This is a genomic window from Pseudomonas azotoformans (genome assembly GCF_001579805.1).
GTDB classification, from domain to species: domain Bacteria; phylum Pseudomonadota; class Gammaproteobacteria; order Pseudomonadales; family Pseudomonadaceae; genus Aquipseudomonas; species Aquipseudomonas azotoformans_A.
The window spans coordinates 87,232-103,627 of record NZ_CP014546.1; the positions used below are offsets into that span (position 1 = coordinate 87,232).

19 protein-coding genes, 1 tRNA gene and 1 pseudogene are annotated in these 16,396 nt (G+C 58.6%); 1 reads left to right on the top strand and 20 read right to left on the bottom strand.

The features are described from left to right. Positions 1–306 precede the first annotated feature (306 nt). The 18 genes and pseudogenes from AYR47_RS00440 to AYR47_RS00525 form a co-directional block, all read right to left on the bottom strand. A tRNA-Lys gene (locus AYR47_RS00440) sits at positions 307–382 on the bottom strand. Between the two features lie 63 nt (positions 383–445). Beyond that, entirely contained in the window at positions 446–1,120 is a 675-nt protein-coding gene (gene queC, locus AYR47_RS00445; protein WP_028617741.1) for a 7-cyano-7-deazaguanine synthase QueC, read from the bottom strand. Between the two features lie 16 nt (positions 1,121–1,136). Further along, positions 1,137–1,784 (bottom strand): 7-carboxy-7-deazaguanine synthase QueE, encoded by a 648-nt coding sequence (gene queE, locus AYR47_RS00450; protein ID WP_010208116.1) that lies wholly within the window; start codon positions 1,782–1,784, stop codon positions 1,137–1,139. Between the two features lie 163 nt (positions 1,785–1,947). Beyond that, on the bottom strand, positions 1,948–2,781 hold the full coding sequence (gene ybgF / locus AYR47_RS00455; protein WP_016975447.1) for a tol-pal system protein YbgF: 834 nt from the start codon (positions 2,779–2,781) through the stop codon (positions 1,948–1,950). 6 nt (positions 2,782–2,787) lie between these two features. Further along, entirely contained in the window at positions 2,788–3,288 is a 501-nt protein-coding gene (pal, locus tag AYR47_RS00460) for a peptidoglycan-associated lipoprotein Pal (protein ID WP_003209827.1), read from the bottom strand. Positions 3,289–3,343: 55 nt separating this feature from the next. Next, positions 3,344–4,624 (bottom strand): Tol-Pal system beta propeller repeat protein TolB, encoded by a 1,281-nt coding sequence (gene tolB / locus AYR47_RS00465; RefSeq protein WP_033898484.1) that lies wholly within the window; start codon positions 4,622–4,624, stop codon positions 3,344–3,346. A 17-nt stretch (positions 4,625–4,641) separates the two neighbouring features. After that, positions 4,642–5,715, bottom strand: a complete 1,074-nt coding sequence (tolA, locus tag AYR47_RS00470; RefSeq protein ID WP_033898485.1) for a cell envelope integrity protein TolA — start codon at positions 5,713–5,715, stop codon at positions 4,642–4,644. Further along, positions 5,715–6,167 carry a protein TolR gene (gene tolR / locus AYR47_RS00475; RefSeq protein ID WP_161630238.1) on the bottom strand — a complete coding sequence of 151 codons (453 nt, stop codon included), beginning with the start codon at positions 6,165–6,167 and terminating at the stop codon, positions 5,715–5,717. The genes tolA and tolR overlap by 1 nt, the downstream gene beginning before the upstream one ends. 23 nt (positions 6,168–6,190) lie before the next feature. Beyond that, positions 6,191–6,886: a protein TolQ gene (tolQ, locus tag AYR47_RS00480; protein ID WP_015885609.1), complete on the bottom strand. Its 696-nt coding sequence runs from the start codon at positions 6,884–6,886 to the stop codon at positions 6,191–6,193. Between the two features lies 1 nt (position 6,887). Further along, positions 6,888–7,343: a tol-pal system-associated acyl-CoA thioesterase gene (gene ybgC / locus AYR47_RS00485; RefSeq protein WP_015885610.1), complete on the bottom strand. Its 456-nt coding sequence runs from the start codon at positions 7,341–7,343 to the stop codon at positions 6,888–6,890. A 140-nt stretch (positions 7,344–7,483) separates the two neighbouring features. Continuing rightward, a pseudogene (gene ruvB, locus AYR47_RS00490) lies at positions 7,484–8,541 on the bottom strand (Holliday junction branch migration DNA helicase RuvB). Then, entirely contained in the window at positions 8,542–9,153 is a 612-nt protein-coding gene (ruvA, locus tag AYR47_RS00495; protein WP_003175802.1) for a Holliday junction branch migration protein RuvA, read from the bottom strand. Positions 9,154–9,220: 67 nt separating this feature from the next. Beyond that, positions 9,221–9,745, bottom strand: a complete 525-nt coding sequence (gene ruvC / locus AYR47_RS00500; RefSeq protein WP_016975450.1) for a crossover junction endodeoxyribonuclease RuvC — start codon at positions 9,743–9,745, stop codon at positions 9,221–9,223. 177 nt (positions 9,746–9,922) lie between these two features. Continuing rightward, entirely contained in the window at positions 9,923–10,669 is a 747-nt protein-coding gene (locus AYR47_RS00505) for a YebC/PmpR family DNA-binding transcriptional regulator (RefSeq protein WP_033898490.1), read from the bottom strand. 135 nt (positions 10,670–10,804) lie between these two features. Continuing rightward, complete coding sequence (gene aspS, locus AYR47_RS00510; RefSeq protein ID WP_033898492.1) at positions 10,805–12,580, bottom strand: aspartate--tRNA ligase; 1,776 nt, start codon at positions 12,578–12,580, stop codon at positions 10,805–10,807. A 107-nt stretch (positions 12,581–12,687) separates the two neighbouring features. After that, positions 12,688–12,909, bottom strand: coding sequence for an FmdB family zinc ribbon protein (locus AYR47_RS00515; RefSeq protein WP_010208103.1), 222 nt, complete (start codon positions 12,907–12,909; stop codon positions 12,688–12,690). Between the two features lie 168 nt (positions 12,910–13,077). Beyond that, complete coding sequence (locus AYR47_RS00520) at positions 13,078–13,410, bottom strand: ribbon-helix-helix domain-containing protein (protein ID WP_061433913.1); 333 nt, start codon at positions 13,408–13,410, stop codon at positions 13,078–13,080. 180 nt (positions 13,411–13,590) lie between these two features. After that, a complete protein-coding gene (locus AYR47_RS00525) occupies positions 13,591–14,064 on the bottom strand; it encodes a Dps family protein (protein WP_033898494.1) in 474 nt (157 codons plus the stop codon). Between the two features lie 415 nt (positions 14,065–14,479). On the opposite strand from AYR47_RS00525, the gene AYR47_RS33180 reads away from it, so the two are divergent. Further along, entirely contained in the window at positions 14,480–15,082 is a 603-nt protein-coding gene (locus AYR47_RS33180) for a cold-shock protein (RefSeq protein ID WP_033898496.1), read from the top strand. A 69-nt stretch (positions 15,083–15,151) separates the two neighbouring features. On the opposite strand, the gene AYR47_RS00535 is transcribed toward AYR47_RS33180, so the two are convergent. Next, positions 15,152–15,358: a SlyX family protein gene (locus AYR47_RS00535; RefSeq protein ID WP_010208093.1), complete on the bottom strand. Its 207-nt coding sequence runs from the start codon at positions 15,356–15,358 to the stop codon at positions 15,152–15,154. Positions 15,359–15,361: 3 nt separating this feature from the next. Further along, entirely contained in the window at positions 15,362–15,787 is a 426-nt protein-coding gene (locus AYR47_RS00540) for an HIT domain-containing protein (RefSeq protein WP_061433915.1), read from the bottom strand. Between the last annotated feature and the right edge of the window lie 609 nt (positions 15,788–16,396).

Here is a 16,396-nt window from a genome sequence, read left to right on the forward strand (position 1 = left end):
ATGTTTTGCGTCTAGGAAGGTCAGAAACGAGCAGAGCTTACAGTCGTTGAGGAATTTTCCTAAATAGCCTCAAGACTGCATCTGACAGACTCGCCTCAAATTACCAAAAACACCGACTCTGCTGGCCCTCCCATATTGACATCATCCAATGCCAACACTAGATTTCGCCTCAGACGGCTGCATGCCTGACAGGTTGAATCGGCTTTTCCTATACCTTCCAGCACCGTACTCACCGAATCGCGGGCAAAAAAAAACCCGGAAATCCTCACTTGCGTGGGCCTTCCGGATTTTCTAAACCGCCAAAAATGGTGGGTCGTGTGGGATTCGAACCTACGACCAATTGGTTAAAAGCCAACTGCTCTACCAACTGAGCTAACGACCCGCTGTGTGGTGGCGCGTATAATACTGATTTCTAAGGATTATTCAACACCTTATTTGAAATAAATCAGAAATAACGCGTTGGGTCAGTAATTCCGGCCGCTTGGAAGCCTTCTGCACGCAGTCGGCAGCTGTCGCATTTCCCACAAGCACGGCCGTCATCGTCTGCCTGATAGCAGGAAACAGTCAGCGAATAATCTACGCCGAGTCCTACACCAGCCTTGACGATATCGGCCTTGCTCAGGTTTTGCAGCGGCGCCAGGATACGGAAACCCTGCCCTTCTACACCGGCTTTAGTCGCCAGGTTGGCCATGCGCTCGAACGACTCGACGAACTCTGGGCGGCAGTCCGGGTAACCGGAGTAATCCACTGCGTTGACGCCGATGAAGATGTCGCGGGCGTTGAGCACTTCTGCCCAGCCGAGGGCCAGGGACAGGAACACGGTGTTGCGTGCCGGCACATAGGTCACCGGGATACCTTCGCTGGGCGCTTCCGGCACATCGATGCTGCTGTCGGTCAGCGCGGAGCCACCGATGCCGTTGAGGTTCAGTCCGATCACTTTGTGCTCGACCACGCCCATCTCACGGGCGACACGCGCGGCGGCGTTCAGCTCGGCGCGGTGACGCTGGCCGTAGTCGAAGCTCATGGTGTAGCAGCTGTAGCCTTGCGCCTGGGCCATGGCCACCACGGTGGCGGAGTCGAGGCCGCCGGATAGCAGGATTACCGCGCGTTTTTGATCCATTGTGTGTTCAGTCATATCAGCGTCCTGGCTCGTCGTTCCAAAGGTATTTATGCAGCTGCAATTGCAGGCGCACCGGTAGGTTGTCTGCAACCACCCAATCAGCGAGGTCGCGTGCGTTCAGGTCATGGTGGCTTGGCGAAAACAGCACTTCGCCTGCGCGGCGGTCCAGCCCGTATTGAATCAGCTTGGAGTTCGCCCAGTCGTAGTCGTCGCGGGAACAAATGACGAACTTGACCTGGTCGTTGGCCGTCAGCAGCTCGATGTTCTCGTAGCGGTTACGGTGCGCCTCCTTGGAGTCGGGGGTCTTGAGGTCGACCACGCGGCTGACACGGGGGTCGACCGCGGAGATGTCCAAGGCGCCACTGGTCTCCAGGGAAACCTCGTAGCCGGCATCACACAGCTGCTTGAGCAACGGGATGGCATTGGGCTGGGCCAACGGCTCGCCGCCGGTCACGCAGACGTAGCGCGGCTTGTAGCCGGCAACCTGCTCCAGGATGTCATCGAGGGTGCGCACCGTGCCGCCACTGAAGGCGTAGGCGCTGTCGCAGTATTGGCAACGCAGGGGGCAACCGGTCAGGCGCACAAATACTGTGGGCAGGCCAGCCGTTCGCGTTTCACCCTGCAACGAGTAAAAAACTTCGGTAATACGTAATGTGTCTTGCATAGTCGCCACGGGCGTAACAGCTAAACAGGCTGTCCGCCTCCGTCAGGCACTTAAAGGAACCCCGCCAACGCGCAGGCCCCAAAAAGCGTGTTTCATAAAAGGGCGTGGATTCTAACGAAAAAACCCGCGCCAGGCGCGGGTTTCTTCTAAACGGCTGCATCGCTTACAAGCGCTGCAGATCCCGCTGGGCCAATTGGGCAGCGGAAGTCCCCGGATACTGGGCCACAACCTGCTGCAGAATGCCTTTGACCTTGTCGGTATGACCCAGGCGGCGTTCTACGTCAGCGAGTTTGTACAGTGAATCCGGCACCTTGGCGTGCTTGGGGTACAGCTGGCTGACCTTGGCAAATGCCTGGCCCGCGCCCTGTAGATCACCCTTGGCCAGGTTGACTTCACCCAACCAGTATTGGGCATTGCCCGCGTACTGGCTGTTCGGGTATTTGCGCAGGAAAGCGGTAAATGCCTGGCTGGCCTTATCGAAATCCTTGGCTTTGATCAGGTCGAAGGCTGCATCGTAATACAGCTTTTCCTTCGCCGGATCACCCGGTTCGCTGCTCGCGGCAGGGGCTTGGCTGGCAGCCGCCCCTGCTGCTGCACCACCGGCAGCAGCGCTTGGCGCGCCACCGGCAGAAGAATTATCAGGAGTTGCGGCAGGTTGAACGCCGGCTCCAATGCGTCGATCAAGATCCTGGTAACGCTCCAGGCCTTCTTGCTTCAGCTGGTTCACTTGGTTTTGCAGTACTTCAATGGTGCCTTGTTGCTGCGCCAGTTGATCCTGCATGCGTTGCAGCTGGTTGAACAGTTCGCCCTGTGCCGAGGGAGCGGACGTAGCCGCTCCCCCCGCATAGGCGCCGTTCGTGCCATAACCCGCTGGCGGATAACTGCTCCCGCTATTGTTATAGCCAGAGTTGCTATCTTCCACAGGAACCGCAGCCCACACCGCAAGCGGTGCGAGGCTGAGAGCCAATACAGTTAGAGCACGACGGCACGTTCGCATGACGAATTACTTACGCAGTTCGACGCGACGGTTTTGAGCCCAGGACTGCTCGTCGTGGCCAGTAGCAACTGGACGCTCTTTACCGTAGGAAACCAGTTCCAGTTGGCCTGGAGCAACACCTTGCAGTACCAGGTAGCGCTGAACGGCTTTCGCACGACGCTCGCCCAGTGCCATGTTGTACTCACGAGTACCACGTTCGTCAGTGTTACCTTCCAGAACAACGCGAGCGCCGTTAGCTTTCAGGTCCTTCGCGTGAACGTCCAGAGCGCGCATGGCTTCTGGTTTCAGGTCCGAACTGTCGTATTCGAAGTAGAAAGTGGTGATAGCGCGCAGAGCAGCTTCTTCGCTCAGGGAGCCGTCAACCGCACCAGTGTTAGCGCCGTAACCAGCGTTTGGATCAACAGCTGCGCCTTCACCGGCATTGTCGCCGCCTTTAGACGAGCAACCAACGGCTACGGACAGAGCCAGAGCCAGAGCAGCAAACTTACCAAACTTCAGCATTTCCATCGTGAAACTCCTAATGAACCCCAGTGTGTTAAGTACTTCTTTTTGTAGCGCCGCGTCAGTTCAGGTAAGGGGACCAGGATGGTTCTCTGACTTCGCCTTGTGCGGTAGGAAGTGGGAGCCTTACGCGTCCATTTATGGACACGAGCATCAAGACTCCCCGGCCCTGCTGGCGGGTGGCGTAGATTACCATGGTGCCGTTGGGCGCAACAGTGGCTGACTCATCAAGGTTGGTATCTGTGAGGATTTTTACGGTTCCGCGCTGCAAATCCTGGGCCGCAACCCGGAAATTAGTGAAACCATCCTGACGGTGAATCATCACCAACGTCTTTTCATCGGCCGAAAGTTTAGGGTTGGCGTTGTAGTTGCCAATAAAGGTAACGCGTTCTGCACCACCACCATTCACATTCGCCTTATAAACCTGTGGCTTGCCGCCGCGGTCAGAGGTGAAGTAGATGGTCGAACCATCCTTGCCCCAGAACGGTTCGGTGTTGATGCCCGGGCCGCTGGTTGCGCGAGTGATCTGGCGCGAAGCCATGTTCATCACGTAGATATCCGGGTTGCCATCTTTGGACAGTACAAACGCCAGGCGCGAACCATCCGGAGACCAGGCCGGTGCACCGTTGAGGCCTTCGAAGTTGGTGATCTGCTCACGACGGCCAGTATCGATGTGCTGGACGAAGATACGCGGACGCTTCTGTTCGAAGGACACGTAGGCAATACGCTTGCCGTCCGGCGCGAAGCGCGGCGACAGGATTGGCTCACGGGATTGCAGCAAAGTCACAGCCCGCGCACCGTCGTAGTCCGAACGCTGCAAAGTGTAACGAGTGTTGTCTACGGAGAAACGTTCAGCCGTTACGTACAGCAGACGCGTCGAGAAAGCACCCTTGATACCGGTGAGCTTTTCAAACGACTGGTCCGAGATGTAGTGGGCCATGTCGCGGATCTGCTCGGCCGTGCCCGACACGCTGCCGGTCAGAACCTGCTGCTCGGTCGCCACGTTGAACAAGGTGTAGGTAATTTGCAGACGACCACCGGCCGGCGTGATGTTGCCGACCATCAGGTACTGCGCGCCTACCGCTTTCCAGTCACGGAACACGACTTCGCTGGCCTGGTTTGGCTGGCTGATCATGTTGCCTTTTGGAATCGGTGCGTAGTAACCGGAGTTGCGCAGGTCGTCGCTGACGATCTGGGCCATGTCGTCCGGCAGCACGCTGCCGCCTTGCCAACCGAACGGTACTACCGCGATCGGGGTGGCCCGATCGCTACCGCTGGTGACCAGGATGTTCTTTTCATCCGCCGCCGCTATCCCTGCCATACAGCAAATAACGACAAGCATTCCTCGAAGAAGGTTTCTCACAAGGCTAGATCCTCAGGTGTGAATGTCATCTTGAATGAACGATAGGGAGCGAAGTCGCTTGGTTTCATTCCCTGCATCTCGGTCAACCGGCCAATATTCTTGACCGCGGCAACCGCCGAACTGTCGAACGAACCGTCACCACTGGACTTGGACACGCTGACCGAAGTCACCGTACCGTCCGGCAACATGCCGATCTGCAGCACTACTGTCATGCCTTTACGTGCCGAAGGTGGACGTGTCCAACCCTCTGCTGCCCGCGCCCGAATCAGGTCGTCGAAACTGCCCGCAACTTCATCGCCACGCTCATCGGCCAAGGCTTGCTGACGCTGCGGCGTGTCGGAGAGCAAGTCTGCCAAGGCCTGGGCCTTTTTCTCTTCGGCGGATTTGCGCGCTGCTTCCTGAGCCTTTTTCTTCTGGGCATCGGCGGCAGCTTTCTTCTTCGCGTCGTCGGCGACTTTTTTCTTCGCCTCGTCTGCTTCAGCTTTTTTCTTGGCGTCTTCGGCGGCTTTCTTCTTCGCGTCTTCGACTATTTTCTTCTTGGCGTCTTCAGCGGCCTTTTTCTTGGCCTCTTCTTCAGCAGCCTTCTTGGCTTCTTCTTCAGACTTCTTCTTGGCTATATCAGCCAATTGTTTCTCTTCGGCCTTTTTGGCTTCGGCAGCTTTCTCGGCTTTCTTGGCTTCATCAGCCTTTTTCGCCTCGTCCGCTTTCTTCGCTTCGTCAGCCTTTTTCGATTCCTCGGCCTTTTGAGCCGCCTCTTCTTTCTTTTGTTCCGCAGCAGCCTTCACCGCTTCCTGCTCGACCTTCTTCTGTTCCATCTGTTCGACTTCAGTCTGGCGCGCAGCCGACTTCTGGGCCTCACCCGCAATCTTCTGATTGGTCTGGGTGGTGGCCTGACTTTTCGATTTCAGCTGATACAGGGTCGCCTGCACGATCGGCTTGGCTGGCGGCAGGTCCGGGGTCATGGCAAAGCTGACGAACAGCATGCCAAACACCAGGACGTGCAGGGCAATTGCCCAGACGCTAGGCCAGAAGAAGCTTTCCGAGGCGGACGGCTCTCGCTGTTGCTGCATCAGGGCGCCTCGGTAATCAAGCCAACGTTACCCACGCCGGCCTTCTGCAGTCCGCCCATGGCGCCCATGACGGAGCCATAGTCGACCACTTTGTCGCCGCGAATGAAGACTTGGGTGTGCTTGCCGCCTTCATTGCCAGAGCGAATGATCTTGGTCACCGCGTCGGTCATCTGCGGCAAGGTCATGGCCTTGTCCTGCTGTTTTTGGGTATCGACTTCGCTGCCAAGGTTCCAGTAATAGGTCTTGTCAGCCTTGATCGAAATGGTCAGGACCTGGGTGTTGTTGTCTTGCGGCAAGGCTTCGCTGGAAACCTTGGGCAGATCAACCTTCACGCCCTGATTGAGCATCGGCGCGGTCACCATGAAGATAACCAGCAGCACCAGCATCACGTCGATGTAAGGCACTACGTTCATCTCGGCGACCGGCTTGCGCTTTTTGCGAGCTCGAGCGATTAAAGCCATTGGGAATTACCTGCTTATTCTTCGCTGGTGTGCACTTTACGGTGCAGGATCGCCTGGAATTCGTCGGCGAAGGTGTAGTAACGGCCGATCAACGTTTCGCTGGTGGCGGCAAAACGGTTGTAGGCAATTACTGCGGGGATAGCAGCGAACAGGCCGATCGCGGTGGCGATCAGGGCTTCGGCAATACCTGGAGCCACGGTGGCCAGGGTCGCTTGCTGGGCCTGGGCCAGGCCACGGAAGGAGTTCATGATGCCCCACACGGTACCGAACAGGCCGATGTACGGGCTCACGGAACCGACGGTGGCAAGAAACGGCAAGCTTTGCTCAAGCTTCTCTTCTTCGCGGGAAATGGCGACACGCATGGCACGGGCCACGCCTTCCATGACCGCTTCTGGGTCAACACCTGGCTGCTGGCGCAGGCGGGAGAATTCCTTGAAGCCGGCGCGGAAGATTTGCTCGACGCCCGAATCCGGGTCTGGGTTGCTGCCAGCCTGGCGGTACAGCTTGGACAGGTCGATACCCGACCAGAAGCGCTCTTCAAAGCTCTCCAAGGCACGTCGACCGGCACGCAGCAGGTTGCTGCGCTGAAAAATCATGACCCAAGAGGTAACCGATGCGGCTACCAGGGTCAGCATGACCAGTTGAACCACAACACTGGCATTGCTGACCAGGCTCCACATGGAGGAATGGTCGACGACGGTAGGTTCCACGCTAAATCTCCTGCTTTGATTGTTTACCCGCGCCGCTTACGTCGGCAAAGGCCGCACGTAGAGCTTCGGGAATGGCCCGGGGTTTCAAACTATTGGTGCGCACACAGGCCACCAGGAACTGCCCCTCACAGAGCAGCGTTGCATCCGTTGCCCGCCTGACCTGCTGCTTGAAACGCAGGCTGACACGGTTCAATTCGATTACTTCAGCGCTGACCAACAACTCGTCGTCCAGCCGCGCCGGCGCGTGATACCGCGCCTCGCTGGAATGCACGACGAATAACAGGTCCTCCCCTGCCAGCTGGGATTGGGCAAAGCCCAGCTCCCGTAGCCGCTCGGTTCGAGCCCGCTCCATGAACTTGAGGTAGTTGACGTAATACACGATGCCGCCGGCATCGGTGTCCTCGTAATAAACGCGACAGCGATGTGCGAACGACTGATCCCCGTTTTGCGCGCGCATACTCTAGTGCTTACTCCTCAGGTTGCCAATCCGGCTGGGCAACTGTTTTTTCGTTGTCTGAAACATTTCTGACTGACTGAATGACGACACCAGCCACTAGGACAGCACAAACCTCGGATAAATCGTCTGGCGTGAGGCTTTTAATCGTCCACTGCATCGAGGAATTCGTCTACTACAGGCATCTCGCCCAATCGTGACGGAATGTTTAACCCGAAGTGCAGATAGGCGTGGCGCGTGACGACTCGCCCCCTCGGGGTACGCATGATGTAACCCTGCTGGATCAAGTACGGCTCCAGCACATCCTCAATGGTATGACGCTCCTCACTGATGGCCGCGGCCAGGCTGTCGACCCCCACCGGGCCGCCGTCGAACTTCTCGATCATGGTCAAGAGTAGACGCCGATCCTGGTGATCGAAGCCATGCTCATCCACATCCAGCAGGTTCAACGCCAGGTCGGCCACGGCCTTGGTGATGTGCCCCTTGGCCCGCACCTCGGCAAAGTCGCGCACACGTCGCAGCAAACGGTTGGCAATTCGAGGCGTACCGCGGGCCCGACGGGCGATTTCAAACGCGCCTTCCGGGTCCAGCGGCAAGCCGAGAATGCCCGCCGAACGGCTGACAATGGTCGCAAGGTCGGCCGTGCTATAGAACTCTAGACGTTGAACAATGCCGAAACGGTCTCGCAACGGGTTGGTCAACATACCCGCACGGGTGGTGGCGCCCACCAGGGTGAACGGTGGCAGGTCGAGCTTGATCGAGCGCGCTGCCGGGCCTTCGCCAATCATGATGTCGAGCTGGAAGTCCTCCATCGCCGGGTACAGCACTTCCTCGACGATTGGCGAGAGCCGGTGGATCTCGTCGATGAACAGCACGTCGTGGGGTTCAAGGTTGGTCAACAGTGCCGCCAGGTCACCCGGACGCTCCAGCACCGGGCCGGAGGTGGACTTGATCGACACGCCCATTTCCTGGGCGATGATATTGGCCAGGGTGGTCTTGCCCAACCCAGGAGGGCCGAAAATCAGCGTGTGGTCCAGCGACTCGCTGCGCCCACGCGCAGCCTGGATGAACAGCTCCATCTGCTCACGCACGGTGGGCTGGCCGATGTAGTCGGCCAGGCTCAGGGGCGGATGGCGCGGTCCTGGACCTCTTCACGGTCGCGCGGGCCAGTGGCTGCAATCAGACGATCAGCTTCAATCACTTAAATCATTCCCTTCAGGGCGCGGCGGATCATGTCTTCACTGCTCAGGTTCTTGTCCTTGATGGCCGACACGGCCTTGCTGGCTTCCTGCGGCTTATAGCCCAGGGAAATCAGGGCGCTGACGGCATCGCTTTCGGCGCTGGCAACCTGGCCAGCCGGCATATCCGGCTGGTTCGGCACCAGGGCGAACATGCTCGGCACCACTTCCCAGGCCTTGAAGCGGTCCTTGAGCTCCACCAGCAGGCGCTCGGCAGTCTTCTTGCCGACACCCGGCACCTTGGTCAGCGCCGACGTGTCCTGGGCCGAAACGGCGCGCACCAGCTCATCCACTTCCAGGCTCGACATCAACGCCAGGGCCAGTTTCGGGCCCACCCCGTTGAGGCGGATCAGCTCGCGAAAGAAGTCACGGTCGCGCTTGCCGATGAAACCATAGAGTAGTTGCGCGTCTTCGCGCACCACCAAGTGGGTGTGCAGCGTAATCGGCTCACCGACCGACGGTAGGCGATACAGGGTGGTCATGGGCACTTCCAGCTCATACCCCAGCCCGTTTACATCCAGAATCAGGTGCGGCGGCTGTTTCTCAGCCAGGGTGCCGCGCAAGCGTCCAATCACGGTTCAGATCCTTAAAGCGTGGGGTCAGCGCATGGCCTGACCGGAAATTTCGATTGCGCTGATGCTATCAGAGACGCAGGCGACCGCCACGACTGCGTGCAGTGCCCAGGCCATGTGGCAACAGGCTGGAACGGGTGTGCGCATGGCAAATGGCAATGGCCAGGGCGTCGGAGGCGTCGATCTGCGGTTTTGAGGTGAGCTTGAGCATGTGCATGACCATCATCTGCACCTGCTCTTTATTCGCCGCCCCCGTACCGACCACGGCCTGCTTGACTTGGGTCGCAGTGTATTCGGCAATTTCCATGCCCTCCTCCGCTCCAGCCACGATGGCGGCGCCACGGGCCTGGCCCAGCTTCAACGCCGAATCGGCATTTTTTGCCATGAACACCTTTTCGATGCCCATGGTGACCGGTCCGTAGGTCTGGATCACTTCACGCACGCCGCGATAGACGATCTGCAGGCGCTCGGCCAACTCGCCCGCGCCGGTGCGGATGCAGCCCGAGGCGACATAGACACAGCCGCGCGGGGTCTGTTGCACCACGCCAAAACCGGTGATGCGCGAACCGGGGTCGATACCTAGAATTAAAGTCATAACGCCTGCGGTTTTGTGGAAACACATAGATCCAATGTGGGAGCTGCTTTTGTGGCGAGGGAGCTTGCTCCCGCTCGACTGCGTAGCAGGCGCAGGCTTTTGGGGGCGCTTCGCACCCCAACGGGAGCAAGCTCCCTCGCCACAAAAGCCCGCTTCCACACTGGACTTTCATCGTTCTTAGGTAAGCTGTGCAGCGACTTCTTCCGGGATATCCGCGTTGGAATACACATTCTGCACATCATCCAAATCTTCCAGCATATCCAGCATCTTCAGCACTTTCTGCGCACCGTCCAGGTCCAGCTCGGCGCTGGTGGTCGGCAGCATCACGATCTCCGCGTCAGTGCCTTTGAAGCCAGCGGCTTCCAGCGCATTGCGCACGGCGTAGAAGCTGGCGAACGAGGTGAACACGTCGATGGAGCCGTCTTCGTTGGTCACCACGTCGTCGGCATCCGCCTCCATCGCGGCCTCCATCAGCGCATCTTCATCCGTGCCGGGTGCAAAGGTGATCTGCCCCTTGCGCTCGAACAGGTAAGCCACCGAACCGTCGGTGCCGAGGTTGCCACCGCACTTGCTGAACGCATGACGTACGGCTGCCGCGGTGCGGTTGCGGTTGTCGGTCATGCACTCGACCATCACCGCCACGCCGCCCGGGCCGTAGCCTTCGTAGCTCAGCTCGACCATGTCGTCGGTGTCGGCAGCACCAGCGCCACGGGCCACGGCGCGGTCGATGATGTCGCGGCTCATGTTGGCGCCCAGCGCCTTGTCCAACGCCAAGCGCAGGCGCGGGTTGGAGCCGGGGTCACCACCGCCCTGGCGGGCGGCGACGGTCAGCTCGCGAATCCACTTGGTGAATATCTTGCCTTTCTTGGCATCCTGACGCTCTTTGCGGTGCTTGATGTTCGCCCACTTGGAATGGCCAGCCATAACACAACTCCGAAATTCTGTAGAAACCTTGATCACCCCCGCCCCAGGCGAGGAATAGTCCTTTAACGCAAAGGCGCATCCGAAGATGCGCCTTTTTAGACTGCGTAAACCTCAGTGCGCTTTCACGCAGCAGCCTTACTCAGCCTTAGGCGTCTCGCGCAGGCGGATGTGCAGTTCGCGCAATGCCTTGGCATCCACCACACCTGGCGCCTGGGTCATGACGTCCGCAGCGCTCTGGGTTTTCGGGAAGGCGATCACTTCACGGATCGACTGGGCGCCGGTCATCAGCATCACCAGACGGTCCAGGCCGAACGCCAGGCCACCGTGCGGCGGTGCGCCGTATTTCAGGGCGTCGAGCAGGAAGCCGAATTTCTCTTCCTGTTCCGCTTCGTTGATGCCCAACAGGCGGAACACCGCTTGTTGCATCTCTTTACGGTGGATACGGATCGAACCGCCACCCAGCTCAGTGCCGTTGAGCACCATGTCGTAGGCACGGGACAAAGCGCCTGCCGGGTTGGCTTCCAGCTCAGCCGGCGAGCACTTCGGCGCGGTGAACGGGTGGTGCAAGGCGCTGAAGCTGCCGTCGTCGTTCTCTTCGAACATCGGGAAGTCAACGACCCACATCGGGGCCCATTCACAGGTCAGCAGGTTCAGGTCGTGACCCAGCTTGATCCGCAGCGCGCCCAGGGCCTCGCTGACGATCTTGGCTTTGTCGGCGCCGAAGAACACGATGTCGCCGTCGACTGCACCGACGCGATCAAGGATCGCGTTCAGGTTGTCCAGCGGGATGTTTTTAACGATCGGCGATTGCAGTCCTTCAACACCGTTGGCGCGCTCGTTGACCTTGATGTACGCCAGGCCCTTGGCACCGTAGATGCCGACGAACTTGGTGTAGTCGTCGATCTGCTTGCGCGGCATGCTCGCGCCGCCAGGCACGCGCAGGGCGGCGATGCGGCACTTAGGGTCGTTGGCCGGGCCGCTGAACACCTTGAAGTCGACTTCCTTGAGTTGGTCGGCCACGTCCACCAGTTCCAGCGGGTTACGCAGGTCTGGCTTGTCGGAACCGTAGCGGCGCATGGCTTCTTCGAAGGTCATGTGCGGGAAGTCGCCGAATTCCAGGTCCAGCACTTCCTTGAACAGGTTGCGGATCATCTGCTCGGTCAGGCCCATGATCTCTTTTTCATCGAGGAAGCTGGTCTCGATGTCGATCTGGGTGAATTCCGGCTGGCGGTCGGCGCGCAGGTCTTCGTCACGGAAGCACTTGGCGATCTGGTAGTAACGGTCGAAGCCGGCCACCATCAGCAGTTGCTTGAACAGCTGCGGCGACTGCGGCAGGGCGAAGAACGAACCCGCGTGGGTACGGCTCGGCACCAGGTAGTCACGCGCGCCTTCCGGGGTGGCCCGGGTCAGGATCGGGGTTTCAACGTCTAGGAAGCCGTTTTCGTCGAGGAAGCGGCGGATGCTGGTGGTCATGCGCGAACGCAGGCGCAGCTTCTCGGCCATTTCCGGACGACGCAGGTCCAGGAAGCGATAGCGCAGGCGGGTTTCTTCGCCGACGTCGGAGTATTCGTTGAGTGGGAACGGCGGGGTTTCCGACTCGTTCAGCACTTCCAGCTCGTAGCCCAGCACTTCGATGCCGCCGGAGGCCATGTTCTTGTTCACGGCGCCTTCCGGACGCAGGCGAACCTTGCCGGTGATCTTCACGACGTATTCGCTGCGCACGCGGTCGGCAGCGGCGAAGCTTTCGGCGCGATCCGGGTCGAACACCACCTGGGCCAGACCATCACGATCACGGATGTCGAGGAAGATCACCCCGCCGTGGTCGCGGCGACGGTGAACCCATCCGCAAAGGGTGATTTCCTGACCTTCCAGGGTCTCGTTCAGTTGGCCGCAATAGTGGCTGCGCATCATGGTCGTGGTTTCACTTCTCGTAATTCGTAATTCGGTGGAGGCTTGCCTCGTCACCGTACATTAAAGCAGGGGACGGATAATGCAGGAGCCTGCGCGTAGAGTTCAACTCAGTCTGCTTTGTCGCCGCCCGCCAGATTCTTCTTCGAGCCGGTCTTGAAGTCGGTCTCGTACCAGCCGCTGCCGCTCAGGCGGAAGCCTGGCATGGACAACATTTTCTTGAGCTCCGGCGCTTGGCAGGCCGGGCAATCGACCAGCGGCGCGGCGCTGATCTTCTGAATGGCTTCCAACTGATGACCACAGGAAGCACATTGATAGTCGTACATGGGCATGGCGATGTCTCGGCGATCAGAACGTTACTGCGCCACGCCTGCTCCGGAACAACCCCGGCACGCGCAGCAAAGCGCGGGATTATATCTGGTAAATCGAGGCAGCGCAGCCGGCTTTCTGCCCCGGGGCCTTGCCCGCCTCAAAGGAAGGCTAACCCCGAAGCCCGGTGGCTAAGAAGGTTGAACACGCTCTTTCAAGGCGTGAACCACACACACCACCCTGACCAACCCACTGAAGTTCTTCACCCCGCCATGACGCAAGTGCACTTCCCGATCCACATAGGACAGCAACGCACTGACCGAACAGGCGTTGATCCTGGCAATTTCCGTGAGGATATTCCAATAGATCTGCTCCAGCCGCAGGCACGTGGAAAACCCGTTGAGCCTTACCGACCGGGACAATGGCTTGGCCAGCCCCATGTCGAACCCTTTTACAAAGGGGTCGACCTTTATTTTATGAAAACCACCGGTCTCCATGATTCCATTACCCACTCCACGTGACATACACCTGACACTCCATTGCCAAACAGCCGCCCATGGGATGTCCCATTAGGCAATGGCCTTATAAAACCGCAGGCAGAGTGCAGCAGCCAGAAGACGCGACGTTGATAGGCGTAGGACAACGCCAGGAAATGCGCGGAAACAAGCGAGCGGCGCCGGGAAGACGCCGCCAAGGGTAGTTGTTTACTTATTTTCGAGCAGGGAACGCAGCATCCACGCGGTTTTCTCGTGAACCTGCATGCGCTGGGTCAACAGGTCGGCCGTCGGCTCATCGCTGACCTTGTCGAGCAGTGGGAAGATGCCGCGCGCGGTGCGCGTGACCGCTTCCTGACCTTCTACCAGTTGCTTGATCATGTCTTCAGCATTCGGCACGCCTTCTTCTTCCTTGATGGAAGAAAGACGCGCGTAGACCGAGTAGGCACCCGGCGCCGGGAAACCCAATGCACGGATACGCTCGGCAATGGAGTCCACCGCCAGCGCCAGCTCGTTGTATTGCTCTTCGAACATCAGGTGCAACGTGCGGAACATAGGGCCCGTGACGTTCCAATGGAAGTTGTGGGTCTTCAGGTACAGTACATAGGTATCGGAAAGCAGTCGCGAAAGCCCGTCGACGATGGATTTACGATCTTCTTCACTGATACCGATATCGATTGCCATGTTTATCCCCTTCAATTGACAAGCATTCATTGATCAGGTGCAGGTCCACTCTAGCAAGTGTGCCGGTGATGCGCAGCCCGGCGCGGCAATTCGCCCCGCCCCGGCCGGTGAAAACGACACAGTCTAAGCCTTGGGCCCATGTAGGAAATCTCCCAGAAGGCCGCTTGAAAAGCCCGCACGTGTCTAGGACAAGCGTTTGACGCAGAAATGCCGTCGCCCTTGCAACACCTCGAAATGCTTGATTTGAGTAGGCACAGCCTTTGCTGTTAAATAGGCGGCGTGTCGTCGCCGTTACTTTCTGCGGCAGCGGCATAGGCTGATACCCCGCGCACGTGCCCAACGCCTCCCATTGTTCAGAAGCGAACCGTGCCAGTCAGCTCTTCCTTGTGATCCGTCTTAACGTGAGTTAATCAAAATGTTGAAAATCGTCCACCTGCTAACGGGCGTTGCAGCTTTGCTGCTGTCCTTTATCCCGACCCTGCAGCCTGAAAGCCTGCCGTATCTGGAACAACACGACGCTCTGTACCTGGCCTTGTTCGGCCTTCTTAACCTGACGCTGGCACCGGTGATCCCTTACTGGAACAAAGGCACGCGTCATCAACTGCAAAACCTGGTCAGCGCGCTGTTGGTACTGACTGTTGTCGTACAAACCCTCACCCTCCTGGCCCCCATGCCTGAAGTCGGCGGCCACCCGGCCATCCTGCTCAGCCTGGTGATTGCTGTGGTCGCCATTGTTCTTCACCTGGCCATCAGCTTCTACCGCTCGTCCCCTGCGGCCTCGTCGCAAACCTACGACATGACCAATCGGGATACCGGTACCGTCAAGTGGTTCAACACCTCCAAAGGCTTCGGCTTTATTTCCCGTGATTCGGGCGACGATATCTTCGTCCACTTCCGGGCCATTCGCGGCGAAGGCCATCGCGTTCTGGTGGAAGGCCAGCGCGTGGAATTCTCCGTTATGAATCGCGACAAAGGCCTGCAGGCCGAAGACGTGATCGCTGCACTGCCGCGTCGCTGATACCCGCCTTCGCAGCAAAAAAAACCGCGACCCAGCCTGGCTGGATCGCGGTTTTTTTATGCGCGCCTATTAATAGTGAGGCGGCGGCGCTTCTTCTTCAGACGTTTCGAACTGACCGCCCATTTCTTCCTGGCGCTTGAGCAGCGCGGTCATCTGCAGTTGCAGGCGCTCGACGGCGCGCTGCTGGGTGACGAGGATGTCATTGAGGGTCTCGATGGTGTCGTCCTGGAAGGCCAGGCGGCTTTCCAGATCGTTGACGCGGTCTTGCAAATCCATGATTCAGCCCTGGGTAAAGACGAAGTCGGCGGGCAACAGCCCGCGCAGGCGAGCACGAATGGCTGCCACGTGTTCATCGGTATAAGGCTGCGCGGGGTGTTTGCCCCATACCGGCGCAGGCCAGGCGGCATCATCACGTTTGCGCACGATCACATGCACGTGCAACTGGCTGACCACGTTGCCCAGGGCGCCGATGTTCATTTTGTCGGCGGACAAGCCTTCATTCAGCAACTGGGCCAAGGCGGTGGTTTCTTGCCACAGGCGCTGCTGGTCGACGACATCCAGTTGAAACACTTCGCTGATACCGTTGATACGCGGTACCAGGATGAACCAGGGGTAGTTCGAGTCATTGGACAGCAGCAGGCGGCACAGGGGGAAATCCCCGATGACCAGTGTGTCTTGTTGAAGGCGTTGGTCTAAAGCGAACACCGCAGGCACTCCGTTCGGCAGGTCAGGTTCAAGGCGCCCAGCATACCTGCGAATCGCTATTGCTTCACGTCGGCCAATACGCGCCCAGGCAAGGCGTGACGAAAAAAAGTGCACCATTTCGAGCCAAACGGATTTTTCGACTACGCTCAATGACCAATCCTTCAGTGATTAGCTAAGCGCTGATCAAAACATTGCGACGAGAACCGCGATGCAGAGGCCTCACAAAGCAAGGCATTGAGCCATCACCGAAACACTGAGGCATCAGACGGCATGCACCAAAATGACCCAATCGCGCCTCAAAGAGATCCGCCGATTACCCACTGACCGGGGTGAACGGGTAACGTTTTTCCCAGATACAGGATTTATGCACCCCAACACAGGCACAGAGCCCGGGCGTCAAGGCCAAACCAATCGGCGTAAAAACCCCGTGCTTATGCGGTTTTCACGAGGCAGTAACGTTTTTCACGAAAAAATGACATTCGATTTACGGTTTGGGCACGCTTGCTGCATTCATCCCTCTATCGTCGGCAACGGCACCGGAAGGGAAGCAGGTGTTTCGCGATGAAAAACAGCAGCGGTTCAATGCACGCCAAGGAAGATTTCAAACTT